This is a genomic window from Leifsonia sp. Root227 (assembly GCF_001428745.1).
Taxonomy (GTDB): Bacteria; Actinomycetota; Actinomycetes; order Actinomycetales; family Microbacteriaceae; genus Leifsonia.
This window is the reverse complement of record NZ_LMIO01000004.1, coordinates 1-15,628: the sequence shown is the minus strand read 5'-3', so window position 1 is coordinate 15,628 and position 15,628 is coordinate 1. Positions and strand designations below refer to the sequence as shown.

General features: G+C 67.9%; 15 protein-coding genes. 11 read left to right on the top strand and 4 right to left on the bottom strand.

Annotation, left to right across the window (positions count from 1 at the left end; all coding sequences use genetic code 11):
- Positions 1 to 31: 31 nt before the first annotated feature.
- Positions 32 to 937 carry a rhodanese-related sulfurtransferase gene (locus ASE16_RS14690; protein ID WP_055896668.1) on the bottom strand — a complete coding sequence of 302 codons (906 nt, stop codon included), beginning with the start codon at positions 935 to 937 and terminating at the stop codon, positions 32 to 34.
- Positions 938 to 1,030: 93 nt separating this feature from the next.
- On the opposite strand from ASE16_RS14690, the gene ASE16_RS14685 reads away from it, so the two are divergent.
- Both ASE16_RS14685 and ASE16_RS14680 read left to right on the top strand, forming a co-directional pair.
- On the top strand, positions 1,031 to 1,825 hold the full coding sequence (locus ASE16_RS14685; RefSeq protein ID WP_235500521.1) for a polyprenol monophosphomannose synthase: 795 nt from the start codon (positions 1,031 to 1,033) through the stop codon (positions 1,823 to 1,825).
- Between the two features lie 19 nt (positions 1,826 to 1,844).
- Positions 1,845 to 2,378: a YbhB/YbcL family Raf kinase inhibitor-like protein gene (locus tag ASE16_RS14680; protein WP_055896664.1), complete on the top strand. Its 534-nt coding sequence runs from the start codon at positions 1,845 to 1,847 to the stop codon at positions 2,376 to 2,378.
- Between the two features lie 79 nt (positions 2,379 to 2,457).
- Here ASE16_RS14680 and ASE16_RS14675 read toward each other — a convergent pair whose 3' ends face one another.
- Positions 2,458 to 3,096, bottom strand: a complete 639-nt coding sequence (locus tag ASE16_RS14675) for a LysE family translocator (RefSeq protein ID WP_055896662.1) — start codon at positions 3,094 to 3,096, stop codon at positions 2,458 to 2,460.
- Between the two features lie 50 nt (positions 3,097 to 3,146).
- Between ASE16_RS14675 and ASE16_RS14670 the strand changes: the two genes are divergently transcribed.
- From ASE16_RS14670 to ASE16_RS14660, 3 genes are read left to right on the top strand one after another with little or no spacing between them, the layout of a single operon-like run.
- Entirely contained in the window at positions 3,147 to 4,712 is a 1,566-nt protein-coding gene (locus ASE16_RS14670; RefSeq protein WP_055896658.1) for an MmgE/PrpD family protein, read from the top strand.
- Complete coding sequence (gene prpB, locus ASE16_RS14665) at positions 4,712 to 5,611, top strand: methylisocitrate lyase (protein ID WP_055896655.1); 900 nt, start codon at positions 4,712 to 4,714, stop codon at positions 5,609 to 5,611. Before ASE16_RS14670 ends, prpB begins: the two co-directional genes overlap by 1 nt.
- A gap of 33 nt (positions 5,612 to 5,644) precedes the next feature.
- Positions 5,645 to 6,775, top strand: a complete 1,131-nt coding sequence (locus tag ASE16_RS14660; RefSeq protein WP_055896653.1) for a bifunctional 2-methylcitrate synthase/citrate synthase — start codon at positions 5,645 to 5,647, stop codon at positions 6,773 to 6,775.
- A 21-nt stretch (positions 6,776 to 6,796) separates the two neighbouring features.
- On the opposite strand, the gene ASE16_RS14655 is transcribed toward ASE16_RS14660, so the two are convergent.
- Complete coding sequence (locus ASE16_RS14655; protein WP_055896650.1) at positions 6,797 to 7,984, bottom strand: acetyl-CoA C-acetyltransferase; 1,188 nt, start codon at positions 7,982 to 7,984, stop codon at positions 6,797 to 6,799.
- 195 nt (positions 7,985 to 8,179) lie between these two features.
- On the opposite strand from ASE16_RS14655, the gene ASE16_RS14650 reads away from it, so the two are divergent.
- The gene (locus ASE16_RS14650) at positions 8,180 to 8,932 is read left to right on the top strand and encodes a JAB domain-containing protein (protein WP_162255981.1); all 753 of its coding nucleotides are present in this window, start codon (positions 8,180 to 8,182) and stop codon (positions 8,930 to 8,932) included.
- Here the strand turns inward: ASE16_RS14650 and aspS are convergent.
- Positions 8,862 to 10,175, bottom strand: coding sequence for an aspartate--tRNA(Asn) ligase (gene aspS / locus ASE16_RS14645; RefSeq protein WP_082581495.1), 1,314 nt, complete (start codon positions 10,173 to 10,175; stop codon positions 8,862 to 8,864). The two genes, ASE16_RS14650 and aspS, sit on opposite strands and share 71 nt — an antisense overlap.
- 121 nt (positions 10,176 to 10,296) lie before the next feature.
- On the opposite strand from aspS, the gene ASE16_RS14640 reads away from it, so the two are divergent.
- Genes ASE16_RS14640 through ccsB form a run of 5 tightly spaced genes read left to right on the top strand, consistent with a single transcriptional unit; the run spans position 10,297 to position 15,115 of the window.
- Positions 10,297 to 11,079: a histidine phosphatase family protein gene (locus ASE16_RS14640; protein WP_055896643.1), complete on the top strand. Its 783-nt coding sequence runs from the start codon at positions 10,297 to 10,299 to the stop codon at positions 11,077 to 11,079.
- Positions 11,076 to 11,684, top strand: coding sequence for a TlpA family protein disulfide reductase (locus tag ASE16_RS14635; protein WP_055896641.1), 609 nt, complete (start codon positions 11,076 to 11,078; stop codon positions 11,682 to 11,684). The genes ASE16_RS14640 and ASE16_RS14635 overlap by 4 nt, the downstream gene beginning before the upstream one ends.
- Position 11,685: 1 nt before the next feature.
- Entirely contained in the window at positions 11,686 to 12,426 is a 741-nt protein-coding gene (locus ASE16_RS14630; RefSeq protein ID WP_055896637.1) for a cytochrome c biogenesis CcdA family protein, read from the top strand.
- A complete protein-coding gene (locus ASE16_RS14625; protein ID WP_055896634.1) occupies positions 12,410 to 14,035 on the top strand; it encodes a cytochrome c biogenesis protein ResB in 1,626 nt (541 codons plus the stop codon). The genes ASE16_RS14630 and ASE16_RS14625 overlap by 17 nt, the downstream gene beginning before the upstream one ends.
- Before the next feature lie 9 nt (positions 14,036 to 14,044).
- Positions 14,045 to 15,115, top strand: a complete 1,071-nt coding sequence (gene ccsB, locus ASE16_RS14620) for a c-type cytochrome biogenesis protein CcsB (RefSeq protein WP_235500520.1) — start codon at positions 14,045 to 14,047, stop codon at positions 15,113 to 15,115.
- The last annotated feature ends 513 nt before the right edge of the window (positions 15,116 to 15,628 follow it).

The window sequence follows — 15,628 nt, the reverse complement described above, 5'->3', positions numbered from 1 at the left end:
CCGCATCAACCCGCCGTCGCACCCCTCGCCGTCACACCGCCCAAGCCGCACCCTCGCCGTGCACCGCGCAGTACACCGCACGCTCCGCCTCGCACACCACGAGTTGCTCCCTGCACGACGCATCCGCGCAGTTCCGCATCCGCTCCGTCGCGTCGCCGCACACCACGCAGTGCCCGATCACCGCCGTGTGGTCGCTGAACTGCACCGACTGCCGCTGATCGAACACGTAGAGCGACCCTTCCCACAGCCCGTCGTCCCCGAACGTCTCCCCGTACCGCACCACGCCGCCGTCGAGCTGGTACACCTCGCCGAACCCGCGGGACCGCATCAGCCCGGAAAGCACCTCGCAGCGCACGCCGCCCGTGCAATAGGTCACGACCGGCTTGTCTTTGAGGTGGTCGTACTTCCCGCTGTCGAGTTCCGCCACGAAGTCGCGCGTGGTCGACACATCCGGCACCACGGCGTCTTTGAAGCGCCCGATCTCCGCCTCGAATCGATTGCGTCCGTCGAAGAACACCACGTCGTCCCTGGCCTCGATCAGCGCGTGCAGCGACGCAGGGTCGAGACGCTCTCCGCCGCCGACCACCCCCGATCCGTCCACCACCAGCTCGGAAGGGGCTCCGAAGCTCACGATCTCGTCGCGCACCTTCACAGACAGCCGAGGGAAGTCGAGGCTCAGCCCGTCCTCGTCGAAGCCGGTGCCCTCGCTCCACTTCACGTCGAGGTTCTTGAATGCCGGGTAGTCCTTGGTCTTCCTCAGGTACTTCTTCAACGCATCGAGTTCCCCGCCGAGCGTGCCGTTCATCCCGTCGCCCGACAGCAGGATGCGCCCGCGCAGCCCGAGCGACTCGCAGAGGTCGCGCTGCCACAGCCGCACGGCGTCGGGGTCGGCGAGGGGCGTGAACACGTAGTAGAGGAGGACTTTCGGCACGGGCACCGCACCATGCTAGGCCGCGCCGCCTGTGCGCTCTCTCAGTTCTCCCGGCCGATCGGTTTCCTTTCATTCACCAACATCGGCGATGCTTGTGGGGTGAGCACCCTGGTCATCATCCCGACCTACGACGAGCGAGAGAACGTCGAGTCGATCGTCGGACGCGTCCGCGCGGCCACCCCCGAGGTGGATGTGCTCGTCGTCGACGACAACTCCCCGGACGGCACGGGGGCGCTCGCCGACGCGCTCGCCGCATCCGATCCGCGCATCCACGTGATGCACAGGGCGGGCAAGGAGGGCCTCGGGGCCGCATACCGCGACGGGATGCGGTGGGCGCTGGACGCCGGGTACGACCGCATCGTCGAGATGGATGCGGACGGCTCGCACCAGCCGGAGCAGCTGCACCGCCTGCTGGAAGCCCTGCGCGACACGACAGGCAGCCCCAACGCCTCCGCCCCGGCACGCGGCGCCGACGTGGTCCTCGGCTCCCGGTGGGTTCCTGGCGGCGGTGTCGTGAACTGGCCGGCCCGCCGTCGTTTCCTGTCCCGCGGCGGCAGCGCGTACTCGCGCATCGCTCTCGGTGTTCCTGCCAAGGACGTCACCGGCGGCTATCGCGCGTTCACCGCGGATGCTCTCCGCAGCATCCATTTCGCCGACGTGGAGAGCCAGGGCTACTGCTTCCAAATCGACATGCTGCGCAGGGCGTACCGCGCAGGCCTGAGCATCGCCGAGGTGCCGATCACGTTCGTGGAGCGCGAGCACGGCGCATCCAAGATGAGCGGCGGCATCGTCCGCGAAGCCATGTGGCGCGTGACCGTCTGGGGCGTCACCGGCCTCCCGCAGCGCTTCCGCCGCACCCCGATTCCCGTGCCGGTCAAGTCGCACGCGGGCTGACGGGCGTAGCGTTGTCCGCATGACCGTCGTAGATCCTCTGGAGCGCTTCGGCGCTGTTCCTCAGTTCACCGTCACCAGCGACGACGTCGCCCAGGACACCCCGTTGGCCGCGGCCCAGTGGGGCGCCGGCGGAGGGGGAGGGGACATCTCCCCGCAGCTGTCCTGGTCCGGCTTCCCCGCGGAGACCAAGAGTTTCGCCGTCACCATCCACGATCCGGATGCGCCGACCGGCTCCGGCTTCTGGCACTGGGCCGTGTACAACATCCCCGCTGACGTCACGTCGCTCGAGGCGAACGCGGGAGCGGAGGGCGGCGCGAACCTGCCGCAGGGCGCTGCGATGCTCTCGAACGAGCTGGGCTCGAAGAGCTTCACCGGCGCTGGGCCGCCTCCCGGAACCGGCACCCATCACTACAACGTGATCGTGCACGCCCTGGACGTCGACCACCTCGACCTCGACCCGGAGTCGACCCCCGCCGTCCTCGGCTTCAACGCGCACTTCCACTCGCTCGCCCGCGCCGTCGTCACCCCCGTCGCGACCGCAGGCGACATCTAGCGCGCACGAGTCGTGCGAAGCGCGCGGTCAGCCGCGTCGCGACCGCGCGTTTCGCACGATCCGGCGCCGGACGCGAGCCTCAGCGCTTGCTCCCCGTCAGTGCCAGCACCCCGCCCAGCCCGATCATCATCACGCCGCCGGCGGCGCCCAGCCGCTCGACGCGCTTCGGCGACCGCCCGAACCAGGCGCGCGCGGTCCCAGCGATCAGCGCCCACACGCTGTCGCACGCGAGCGCGAGAACCAGGAACACCGCACCGAGTTCGAACATCTGCAGCGGGATGCTCCCCACGCCGTAGTCGACGAACTGGGGGAGCACCGCCACGAAGAACACCAGCGTCTTCGGGTTGGTCAGCCCCACCACGAACCCTTCCGACAGGATGCGCATCCGGGACCGTGCCGGCGGTGTCGCCTCGTGCGTCACGGCCGTGTGCCTGCGGTGCCTGATCGCCTGGATGCCGAGGTAGACCAGGTAAGCGGCGCCGGCGAACTTGATGATCGTGAACACCACCACCGATTGCGCCACCACCGCTCCGACCCCGAGCGCCACGGCGATCACCAGCGGCAGCATCCCGAGCGCGTTGCCGAGCACGCTCAGCAGCCCGCCGGCGCGCCCGAGCGACAGCGACCGCCCGATGACGAACAGCACGCTCGGCCCCGGAATGACGATCAGGGCAATGGATGCGATCGAGAACGCGAGCAGCGAGGGTCCAGGAACCATGCGCACAGCGTAGCGCCGCGTCCCCCGCTCCGGGGAGGTAGGTTCGATACGTGAAGCTCCACAACGTTCGTGTGCACAGAAGCGAAGAGAATCTCGCCCGTCAGGATCAGCTCGCCTGGAAGATCGCGGAGGTCGCGGCCGACCCCGTCGACGTCTCAGCGGAGGTCACCGAGATGGTGATCAACCGCGTGATCGACAATGCAGCCGTAGCCGCCGCGTCGCTCACCCGCCGTCCGGTGGTGTCCGCGCGGTCGCAGGCACTGGCGCATCCACTGCCCGTCCGGGAGCTGGAGGAGCTGACCGGCGGCCACACGCAGGACGGGGCGACCGTTTTCGGCGAGCCTGCCTCCCTCCGCGTCAGCCCGGAGTGGGCGGCGTGGGCGAACGGCGTCGCCGTGCGCGAGCTCGACTACCACGACACCTTCCTCGCCGCCGAGTACTCGCACCCGGGCGACAACATCCCACCGATCACCGCGGTCGCCCAGCACGCAGCCCGCGCGTTCGGACTCTCTGGCCGCGAGCTGGTCCGGGGCATCGCCACAGGCTACGAGATCCAGATCGACCTCGCCAAGGCGATCAGCCTGCACGCGCACAAGATCGACCACGTCGCGCACCTCGGCCCGTCCGCCGCCGCGGGCATCGGCACTCTCCTCGGCCTCTCGCCGGAGGTGATCTTCCAGGCCGTCGGCCAGGCGCTGCACACCACCACGGCCACCCGCCAGTCGCGCAAGGGCGAGATCTCCAGCTGGAAGGCGCACGCTCCCGCGTTCGCCGGCAAGATGGCCGTCGAGGCGATCGACAGGGCGATGCGCGGAGAGACCAGCCCCACCCCGATCTACGAGGGCGAGGACGGCGTGATCGCCTGGCTGCTCGACGGTAAGGATGCACGATACGACGTCCCGCTGCCCGAGCAGGGGGAGGCCAAGCGCGCCATCCTGGACTCGTACACCAAGGAGCACTCGGCCGAGTATCAGGCGCAGGCGTGGATCGACCTCGCCCGCAAGCTGCACCGTGAGCACCCGGAGGCGGCCGACCCTTCGCGGGTGGACAGCATCGTCATCCACACGTCGCACCACACGCACTTCGTGATCGGCTCCGGCGCGAACGACCCGCAGAAGTACGACCCGACGGCCTCGCGCGAGACCCTCGACCACTCCATCCCGTACATCTTCACGGTCGCGCTGCAGGACGGCGGCTGGCACCACGTCGACTCCTACCGTCCGTCGCGCGCCCAGCGTCCGGAGACTGTCGAGCTGTGGGGCAAGGTGACCACGACCGAAGACCCGGAGTGGACCCGCAGGTACCACTCCATCGACCCGGCGGAGAAGGCGTTCGGCGGTCGCGTGGAGATCCGCATGGCGGACGGCAGCGTCATCACCGACGAGATCGCCGTCGCCGACGCGCATCCACTCGGCGCGCGGCCGTTCGCACGCGCCGACTACGTCGCCAAATTCCGGATGCTCGCCGCCGACGTCCTCGAACCGGCCGAGATCGACCGTTTCCTCGATGTCGCAGAGCGGCTTCCGTCGCTGACGGCCGCCGAGCTCGGCGGCCTCACCATCACCGCCAAGCCGGGCCTGCTCGCGAGCGTTCCGACCCCGAAGGGACTCTTCTGATGCTGTACTCCTCCGTCCCGGCGCACGAGAAGCGCGCCGCCTTCCGTGCCCGCCTCGCATCCGGTGAGCTTGTCAGGATGCCCGGCGCGTTCAACCCGCTGAGCGCCAGGCTGATCGAGCGCAAGGGCTTCGAGGGCGTCTACATCTCCGGCGCCGTGCTCAGCGCCGATCTCGGCCTTCCCGACATCGGCCTCACCACGCTGACCGAGGTCGCCGGCCGCTCGGCCCAGATCGCGCGCATGACCGATCTGCCGGCGCTGGTCGACGCAGACACCGGTTTCGGCGAACCGATGAACGTCGCCCGCACCGTGCAGACCCTGGAGGACGCCGGTGTCGCGGGGCTCCACATCGAGGATCAGGTCAACCCGAAGCGCTGCGGGCACCTCGACGGCAAGCAGGTCGTCGACGAGAACACCGCGCTCAAGCGCATCCGGGCCGCAGCGGACGCCCGCCGCGACCCGAACCTGCTCATCATGGCGCGCACCGACATCCGCGCGGTCGAGGGCCTGGATGCGGCGATCGACCGCGCGAAGGCCCTGGTGGATGCGGGCGCCGATGCGATCTTCCCCGAGGCGATGCGCGACCTCGGTGAGTTCGAGGCCGTCCGCAACGCGATCGACGTCCCGATGCTCGCGAACATGACCGAGTTCGGAAAGAGCGACCTGTTCACGGTCGACCAGCTCCGCGACGTCGGCGTGAACATCGTCATCTGGCCGGTCTCGCTGCTGCGCCTGGCGATGGGCGCCGCCGAGCGCGGCCTCGACCAGCTGCTCGACACCGGCAGCCTCGAACCCAAGCTCGGCGAAATGCAGCATCGCGCCGACCTCTACGAACTGATTGACTACGAGGGCTACAACGCGTTCGACACGTCCGTGTTCAATTTCGAGGTCAAGCGCTAAGAGCGCGCGACCGGCAGCAGCGAAGGAGCAGCAATGACCGACCCCGAGATCCACAAGGGCCTCGCCGGTGTGGTGGTCGACACCACCGCAATTTCGAGCGTCAACCCCGAGACGAATTCGCTGCTCTACCGGGGATATCCGGTGCAGGAGCTCGCCGCGAACTGCTCGTTCGAGGAGGTCGCCTTCCTTCTCTGGCACGGCGAACTGCCCGCCGACGACGAGCTCGCCACGTTCGCGACCCTTGAGCGCTCGATGAGAGCGCTCGACGAGCGCACCAAGCGCGCCATCGACGACATCCCGGTGGCCGCGCACCCGATGGATGTGGTGCGCACGGCGGTCAGCCACCTCGGCAGCCTCGACGACACGCTCGGGCAGACGGACGGCATCCTCGACCCCGACCTGAACCTCGGGCGCGCCGTGTACCTGCTGGCCCAGCTGCCGACCATCGTCGCCTACGACCAGCGCCGCCGCCGCGGCCTGGAGCCCGTCGAGCCGCGCGATGACCTCGACTATTCCAGCAACTTCCTCTGGATGACGTTCGGCGAGCTCCCGGACGACGTGGTGGTGGATGCGTTCCGCGTCTCGCTGGTGCTGTACGCCGAGCACTCGTTCAACGCCTCGACGTTCACGGCGCGGGTGATCGCATCCACACTGTCGGACGTGTACTCAGCCGTCACAGGTGCGATCGGCGCGCTCAAGGGCCCGCTGCACGGTGGCGCGAACGAGGCCGTGATGCACGCCTTCGACGAGATCGAGGTGGCCGACCGCGCGGAGGAGTGGCTGGACGACGCCCTCTCCGCCAAGCGCAAGATCATGGGCTTCGGGCACCGCGTGTACAAGAACGGCGACTCCCGCGTGCCCACCATGAAGGCCGCGCTGGAGAAGCTGGCGGAGCACTACGACCGCAAGGACATGCTCGACCTCTACAACGCCCTCGAGACTGCGATGAACGAGCGCAAGAACATCAAGCCGAACCTCGACTACCCGTCGGGCCCCGCATACAACCTGATGGGCTTCGACACCGCGACGTTCACCCCGCTCTTCGCGGCGGCCCGCGTCACCGGCTGGACTGCGCACGTCTTCGAGCAGTACGCGTCCAACTCCCTCATCCGTCCGCTCTCCCTCTACAACGGGGCGGAGGAGCGTCACCTCCCCAACGACTGACGTTCGTCGGGCACGGCCGCGCTAGCGCCACAGCAGCAGCGCTTCGCCCTGCCCGCCGCCTCCGCACAGGGCCACCGCCGCCTTGCCGCTCCCGCGCCGCGCCAACTCGTGCGCGGCCGTCCCGGCCAGCCGGGCTCCGGATGCGCCGATCGGGTGTCCGAGCGCGATCGCGCCACCGTGGATGTTCACCCGCACCGCATCCAGCCCCAGGTCGGCCATCGACTGCAGCGCGACAGCGGCGAACGCCTCGTTGATCTCCACGAAGTCCAGCTCGTCGACCGACCACTCTGCGCGGCCGAGGGCGGCAGCGATGGCGTTCGACGGCTGAGAGTGCAGCGAGTTGTCCGGCCCGGCCACCTGACCGGACGCACCGACCACCGCCAGCCACTCCAGCCCGAGCCGTTCCGCGTTCTCGCGGCTGGTCAGCACCAGCGCCGCGGCGCCGTCGCTCAGGGGCGACGAGTTGCCCGCCGTGAGCGTGCCTCCCTCCGCGAAGCTCGGGCGCAGCCCGGCCAGCGTCTCCGCCGTCGAGTTCGGTCGCACCCCTTCGTCCGCGCTCACGACGACAGGATCGCCCTTCCGCTGCGGGATGCTCACCGGCGCGATCTCGTCGTCGAACACTCCGGAGGCGGCTGCCGCACCGGCACGCTGGTGCGATGACGCGGCGAACGCGTCCTGCGCCTCGCGCGTGAGTCCGAGCTTCGAGGTGTATCCCTCGGTGGATGCGCCCATCGAGATCCCGTCGAACGCATCCGTCAGCCCGTCGTGCGCGGCAGAGTCGAGCGCTGCGATCGACCCGTACGTCCAGCCTTTCCGCGAACCGGGGAGCACGTGCGGCGCGTTCGTCATCGACTCCTGGCCGCCCGCGACCACCACTGTCGCCTCGCCCGCGCGGATCAGCCGTGCCGCGTCGATCACCGCCGCCAGCCCGGAGAGGCACACCTTGTTGATCGTCACCGCTGGCACGTTCCAGCCGATGCCGGCAGCGATGGCCGTCTGTCGCGCCGGGTTCTGGCCGGCCCCCGCCTGCAGCACCTGTCCGAAGATCACCGCGTCCACCGCATCCGCGCCGACGCCGGACTCGTCCAGCGCCTTGCGCAGCGCGACGGCGCCCAATTGCACCGCGGACTGGGTGGCGAGAGCCCCCAGGATCTTGCCCTGCGGAGTGCGGGCGGCGGACAGGATGACGACGTCCTGCGGACTGGTCATGGCGACTCCTTCGTTGCCTTCGTGTGGCTTCTCTGCCGCGGCATGGCCGCGGCGCTGTCCGGCTTGTGGCCGGATTCCCTCCCATTGTCACACCGGCGCGCCGGGTCGACGTCTCGCTGTTGTCCACATCCTTCGGTTATCCACAGATTCGGGAGGGGACCGGTGGGGGTCCCTGCGCGCTTCTACCTTTGGCTCATGTCCGACGAGGAAGACGAGGAGTCACTAGCGAATGTTCCCCACCACGACAGACCGCGCGAGCGAATGCGGCGCATCGGCGTCGGGTCCCTCACCGACGACGAAGTGCTCGCCCTGGTGCTCGGCTCCGGCCAGTCCGGCCGGAGCGTGCTCGCGCTCTCCCGTTCGATCCTCCGGCGCACGGGAGGTTTCCCCGGCCTCGCGACGATGGACTTCGCGCGGCTCGAGAACCTGCCAGGGGTCGGGCCGGCCACGGCGGGCAGGCTCGTGGCCATCACCGAGATCTGGCGGCGCGCCGGAGCGTCGTCGTCGTGGACCAGGCTGGTCGACCACGAGGCCGTTGCTCGCCTCGTCCGCCCCGAACTGCTGCACAGAGACGGCGAACGCTTCGTCGTCGTTGTCGCGGATCGCGCCTCGCGCCCGCTCGAACTCGTGCTCGTCCGCGATGGAGGAGTCGACGACGTCTCCGTCCAGCCCGCAGATGTCCTGCAGGCCGTCCTCACGAGAGGCGGCCGGTCGTTCGCCGTCGCCCACAACCACCCTGGCGGCACGCTCGAGCCGAGCGTCGCCGACCTCATGCTCACTCGGCGCCTCGATCAGGCGGCGGCCACCATCGGTCTGCGCTTCCTCGGGCACATCCTGGTCGCGGGCGACCACTGGATGGCCATGCCCGCGCCAGGCGCTACGGCAGGAGGCGCGTCGGGCCGCGGAAGAGGTAGGTCGTCTCGCGCAGGTTCGACAGGTGCAGCATGAGCATCAGCACGCGAGCGAGGCCCATCCCGAACCCGCCGTGCGGCGGCACGCCGTAGCGGAAGAAGTCGAGGTAGAAGCCGAGCTCCTCCGGGTCGAGGCCCTTGTCGCGCGCCTGCTCCTCGAGCACCTCGATGCGGTGCTCGCGCTGTGCGCCCGTCGAGATCTCCACACCGTTGAAGATGAGGTCGTAGCTGTTGGTGAGCGACGCGTCGCCCTCGTGGCGCATGTGGTAGAACGGCCGGATGCTCGACGCGTAGTCCGTCAGGAACACGAACTCGTGCCCGTACGTCTCCTTCACGTACGCCGAGATCTGGCGCTCGCCCTCCGGGTCCATGTCGTCGTCGTGACGCGGCACCTCGTAGCCGCGCTCGGCAACGATCCGCTTCGCCTCGGCCAACGGGATGCGCGGGAACGGCGTGGTGGGAACCGTCACCTCCACGTCGAACAGCTCCTTGATCTGCTCGCCGTGCTTCTCCTTCACGGCGGTGAAGCCGGCGACGATGAGGTTCTCGTGCAGCTGCATCACGTCTTCGTGGCTGTCGATCCAGCTCACCTCCGCGTCCACGCTGGTGAACTCGGTGGCGTGACGGCTGGTGAAGCTGGGGTCTGCGCGGAACGCAGGGCCGATCTCGAAGACCTTGCCGAATCCGGCCGACTGCGCCATCTGCTTGAAGAACTGGGGGCTCTGCGACAGGTATGCCGTGGTGTCGAAGTACTCGACCTCGAAGAGCTCGGCGCGCGATTCGCTCGGGCTGGCCATCAGCTTCGGGGTGTGGATCTCGACGAAGTCGTTGTCGATCCAGTACTGACGCAGCGCGTGCTCGAAGGTGGTCTGGATGCGGAAGATCAGGTTGTTCTTCGGCTCGCGCAGGTCGAGGAAGCGCCAGTCCATGCGCTTGTCGATGCCGCTGTCCGCCGCGATCGGCGTCTCGGGGACCGCCGCCGTCTCAACCTCGAGGGTCGACAGCTTGATCTCGATGCCGCCGAGCTTCACCCGCTCGTCGTGCTTGAGCTCGCCGGTGGCGCGCACGAAGGTGCCCTGGGAGAGTCCGGAGATGGTGGTGGCCGGCTCGTCGGCGATCACCGCGCCGTCTGCGTCGACGTTGCGCGGATTCACGAGCTGAACGGCGCCGCTCTCGTCGCGGAGGACGACGAACTGCACCTTCTTCTGGTCGCGTACCGTCTCCACCCAGCCGGCTACGCTCACGGGGCCGTCGGGGGAAGCGGCCAGGTCCTTGATCAATACTCGTGCGGTCACGAGCCACAAGCCTACCGTCCGCCACTACAGGCCGGGCGGCCCGTCCAGGAGCCTCCCGTGCCAGCGCTCAGTGAATTCAAGGGAAACGCCTCCGTAGACTGGTCGCGTGGTAGCAAGCCAGGTTCACCTCGTCCGTCACGGAGAGGTGTTCAACCCCGACGGCATCCTGTACGGCAGGCTGCCGGGTTTCGGCCTCTCCAAACTCGGTCACAGAATGGCCGCTGCGGCAGCGGACGAACTGATCGGGCGCGAACGCCCGATCTCCGCGCTTCTGGCGTCCCCTCTCCAGCGCACGCGCGAATCGGCGGCGCCGATCGCATCGGCATTCGACCTGGATGCACGGATCGAAGACCGCATCATCGAGCCGACCAACCACTTCGAGGGCACCGTCATGTCCAGGGCGCTGAAGAAGCCCGTCAACTGGCCGTTCCTCATCAACCCGGCCCGGCCGAGCTGGGGCGAAGCGTATTCGCGCATCGAGAAGCGGATGCTCGCGGCCATCGACGACGCGTTCGACTCCGTCGAGTCCGGCGATGTGGTCCTGGTCAGTCATCAGCTTCCGATCTGGGTCATGCATCTGTCCGTCGCCGGCGAGCGCTTCTGGCACGACCCGCGCAAGCGGCGCTGCGCCCTGTCGAGCATCACAACGTTCGAGCGGACCATCGTGGAGCCGGAGGAACAGCCCGCCGCGTCTCCCCGAGCCGAGCAGGCGCCTCCCGAGCAGGCACATCCCGAGCGGGCGCACCCTGATTCTGCGCACCCCGAGCAGGCGCACCCCGAATCTGCTCACCCCGAGAACGGAGCGCCCGTCGTGCGCATCATCGAGGTCGGCTACGTCGAACCGGCGGCCGAGCTGAATTCCACCGCGACCGATGTGGGGGCCGTGTGAACCGCCGTTCCCGCTTCCTCCTCCCGCTCGCGGCCGTCGCGGCGTCCGCCGCTCTGGTCCTCAGCGGATGCACGTCCTCCGACGGCCTCGCCGAGCAGTACCGCGCCGGTACAGGCCAGAACTACATCGCTGGCGACGGCACCGTCAGCGAGTTCGCGGCGGACAACCGCGGGGCGGCGGTCGACTTCAGCGGCACGCTCGCAGACGGCACCCCTGTCTCCTCGAAGGACTACGCGGGAGACGTGCTCGTCGTCAACTTCTGGTACGCGGGATGCCCGCCGTGCCGGGTCGAGGCTCCGTTCCTCGAGTCGCTGTACCAGAAGTACAAGGGCAAGGGCGTCGACTTCCTCGGGGTGAACCTCTACGACACCGAGAGCACCGCAGCGAGCTTCGAGAAGGACAAGGGCGTCACATACCCGTCCGTCCTCGATCGCGACACCGGCTCCGTGCTGCTCGCCTTCAGCAAGACCGTTCCGCCGAAGGCGACGCCGACCACGCTCGTCATCGACAAGAAGGGCAGGGTCGCCGCGCGCATCCTCGGTGCCCTTCCCGACGCCAGCACGCTGAACTCGCTCATCTCCGACGCCGTCGCCGAGACACACTGACGTGGGCGGAGTCGGAGAGATCGTCTTCAGCGGCCAGCTGCTTTTCGCGCTGCCGGTCGCCGTCCTCGCCGGTCTCGTCTCGTTCGCGTCGCCGTGCGTGCTGCCGCTCGTGCCGGGCTACCTCGCATACGTCGGCGGATTCACCGACCTGGGCGCCAAGCGCGACCGCTCGCGCCTGCTCACCGGCGTCTCCCTCTTCATCCTCGGCTTCGCCATCGTGTTCATCGCGTACGGAGCGGCGTTCGGCGCTCTGGGACTGTGGCTCGTCCGGTGGCAGGAGGTCGTCATCCGCATCCTGGGCGTCCTCGTCATCGCGATGGGCCTCGTCTTCATCGGCCAGTTCTCGTTCCTGCAGCGCACCATCAAGCCCACCTGGCGTCCTGCGACCGGCCTCATCGGCGCGCCGCTGCTCGGCATCGTCTTCGGCCTCGGCTGGACGCCGTGCATCGGCCCGACCCTCGCCGCGATCAGCGCTCTCAGCGTGGGCAGCGGGTCGCCGTGGCGCGGCGCCCTGCTCGGCCTCTTCTACTGCATCGGCCTCGGCATCCCGTTCCTTCTCGTCGCCCTCGGCTTCGACTGGGTCGCCGGGTCCGTCGCCTTCCTCAAGCGGCACATCCGTGTCATCAACATCATCGGCGGCGTTCTGCTCGTCATCATCGGCATCCTCATGGCCTCCGGCATCTGGAGCCAGCTCATGTCCCAATTCCTGGCGGTGATACAAGGTTTTGAGCCGGCCCTCTGACCACATCGATTCGGCGCCTCCGCGGCACCAGCCTGAGATCGAGCAGCCCAAGCTCGGTTTCGTCGGCTGGCTGCGGTGGTTCTGGCGACAGCTCACGAGCATGCGCACAGCGCTGTTCCTCCTGCTGCTGCTCGCCATCGCCGCCGTACCTGGTTCGCTCGTCCCGCAGCGGAGCTCCGACCCGAACGGCGTCACCAAGTACTTCACCGACCACCCGGACATCGCGCCGTTCCTCGACAAGATCCAGGCGTTCGACGTCTATACGTCGGTGTGGTTCTCCGCGATCTACCTCCTGCTCTTCGCATCCCTCATCGGCTGCATCATCCCGCGCACCAAGCACCACTTCGACGCACTGCGGGCCAAGCCGCCGAAGACGCCGGTGCGTCTCACCAGGATGGCGGGCTTCCAGGCGCGAACGCTTCCGGCCGACCTGCGCGAGAACGGTCCTGAGCCGATCGCCGCTGCGCGCGACCTCCTCAAGAAGTCCGGCTATCGCGTCGCCGTCTATCAGGATGCACGCTCCACGTCGGTCTCGGCCGAGCGCGGCTACCTCCGCGAGACAGGCAACCTCGTCTTCCACACGGCGCTCGTCGGCGTGCTCCTCGCGATCGGCCTCGGCGGCGGGTTCGGCTTCACCGGCCAGAAGGTCGTCGTCGAGGGTCAGAGCTTCGTGAACAGCCTGCCGTCGTACAACTCGTTCAACCCAGGCCGGTTCTTCAGCGACTCCACGCTGCAGCCGTTCTCGATCAAGGTCGACAAGCTCGACGTCGCGTACGAGACCAAGAACGACAACGCCATCGGCCAGCCGCTCGACTACACGGCCCACGTCACGACCACTGGCCCAGGCGACACCTCCAGCTCGACCACGATCAAGGTCAACGAACCTCTCGCCATCGGGGGCACGAACGTCTATCTCCTCGGCAACGGCTATGCGCCGACCATCACCGTGCGCGACCCCGACGGCAAGGTCGCCTTCACCGACACCATCCCGTTCCTCCCTCAGGATGCGCGGCTCACGTCGCTCGGCTTCGTGAAGGTCCCGGACGGCCTGAAGCAGCAGGTCGGGATGATCGGCTTCTTCTACCCGACCGTCGGAGACAGCTCGACGGCGAAGGGCGCACTCACCTCTACCTTCCCCGGCTTGAACGACCCGCTGCTCAGCCTCAACGTCTATGTCGGTGACCTCGGGGTCGACAGCGGCGTTCCGCAGTCGGTCTACAGCCTCAACACCGACACGCTCAAGCAGCTCGCCGGGCCGCCGACCAAGACCAAGGCGCTGCAGCTCCGTCCTGGCGAGACGGTGGAGCTCCCGAACGGCCTCGGCACCGTCAGCCTCGACGGTGTGAAGCGCTATGCATCTCTCGACGTGCACCACGACCCGGCACAGGGCTGGGTCCTGACCTTCGCGGTGCTGATCTTCGCCGGCCTGCTTGTGGCGCTCTTCGTGCCGCGGCGTAGGCTCTGGGTGAAAGCCATCGAGAACGAGGACGGCTCGCTCACCCTCGAGTACGCCGGCCTCGCACGAGGCGAGGACCCGAACCTCGCCGCCGCCGTGCAGTCCATCGCCGACGATCACGCCGACGCCCTCACCCGCCCCCGAAACACTTAGGCTTGCATCGTGACCGAAACCCTCGCTCAGCTATCGACCGTGTTCATCTACGCGGCCATGGGAATGTATGCGGCGGCGTTCATCGCGTTCGCCCTCGATTTGTCGCGAAGAGGCGCGCGGGCGACGGCCGTCGAGGCGTCCACCGTCCCGAGTGCGGTCGCACGTCGAACGCAGGCCGCTGCTCCAGCCAGGTCGACGACCGCGACGATCACGGCTGAGGGATCGGGCGGATCAGGCGGACGAGGAGGAACCTCCACCCTCGGCAGGATCTCGGCGAGGATCAGCGACAGGGTCGAGGACGACCTGCTCTACGGCTCCGACTCGTCTGCGTCGATCCGCTGGGCATTCGTGCTCACCATCATCGGATTCGCTTTCCACCTCGTGGCGACCGTCCTCCGCGGCATCGCGGCCGACAGGGTGCCGTGGGCCAACATGTGGGAGTTCTCGATGACGGGGACCCTCGTCATCGTCGGGGTCTTCCTCGCGGTCAACCTCAAGTGGGACATCAAGTATCTCGGCACCTTCGTGATGGGTCTGGTGCTCGTCCTGCAGGGGATCGCGCTGCTGCGGTACTACGTTCCCGTCGTGCCGTTGCAGCCGGCGCTCCAGTCGTACTGGCTGGTCATCCACATCATCGTCGCCGTGCTCGGCACGGCGTTCTTCGCTCTCGGCTTCGCCCTGTCCGGCCTGCAGCTGTTGCAGGTCAGGCGCGAGCGGCAGGTTGCAGAGTCCCAACCGCAGCAGTTCAAGTTCCTGGCGACTCTTCCCACGTCGACAGCTCTGGAGAACCTCGCATACCGGGTGAACATCGTCGGCTTCATCGCCTGGACGTTCACGCTGATCGCCGGAGCGATCTGGGCCGAGAAGGCCTGGGGTCGGTACTGGGGCTGGGACACCAAGGAAGTCTGGACGTTCATCATCTGGGTGATCTACGCCGGCTACATCCACGCCCGAGCGACCCGCGGATGGCGCGGCTCGCGTTCTGCGTGGCTCGCGATCATCGGCTTCGCCGCCGTTCTCTTCAACTTCGGCATCGTCAACGTCTTCTTCAAGGGACTCCACGCATACTCGGGTCTCTAGGCCACTTCGCGCCTCTGCACCATCTGCGAACACCCCGCTGATCCGACCGTCCGCCCCGCGCGACGGTCCGGCTCGCGGGGTGTTCTGCGTCTCCGAGGGAGGGCACGCGCGCTGCCGAACGAGCGACACGCCCGAGATGCAGGCGCGATTTGCGACGCCACCGAGACGTCCGTAAAGTACTTACTTGTCACCCCAAAGGTGCGGGAGAGCGGAACTGCTCCCCGGCCTCAAGCGGGACCAACTCCTAAACTTATCGGTAACTTGAACTTGTTCAAGCGTGCCCATTCGGCTTAGGATGGTAACCCCTCACTCTTCGAGCTGGTTTTGTTGCTCGGCTCGCGTGTTCGGTCGCATCGTCATGATGCACTGAGGATCGCGAATCGGCCGAGTTGACATTCAGATTGAAAGTGGTAAGGTTGACAGGTTGCCCCATTTTGACCGTGTGATGCGGGATGGTGGGAGCGTCCGATCCTTGAGAACTCAACAGCGTGCACAATGTCAAATGCCAAAAAC

Excerpts from the sequence above, each read along its gene's own strand:
- ASE16_RS14655 (WP_055896650.1), bottom strand. The coding sequence starts at position 7,984 with ATGACCAGTCCGCAGGACGTCGTCATCCTGTCCGCCGCCCGCACTCCG.
- prpB (WP_055896655.1), top strand. The coding sequence starts at position 4,712 with ATGCTGTACTCCTCCGTCCCGGCGCACGAGAAGCGCGCCGCCTTCCGT.
- ASE16_RS14660 (WP_055896653.1), top strand. The coding sequence starts at position 5,645 with ATGACCGACCCCGAGATCCACAAGGGCCTCGCCGGTGTGGTGGTCGAC.
- ASE16_RS14675 (WP_055896662.1), bottom strand. The coding sequence starts at position 3,096 with ATGGTTCCTGGACCCTCGCTGCTCGCGTTCTCGATCGCATCCATTGCC.
- ASE16_RS14680 (WP_055896664.1), top strand. The coding sequence starts at position 1,845 with ATGACCGTCGTAGATCCTCTGGAGCGCTTCGGCGCTGTTCCTCAGTTC.
- ASE16_RS14650 (WP_162255981.1), top strand. The coding sequence starts at position 8,180 with ATGTCCGACGAGGAAGACGAGGAGTCACTAGCGAATGTTCCCCACCAC.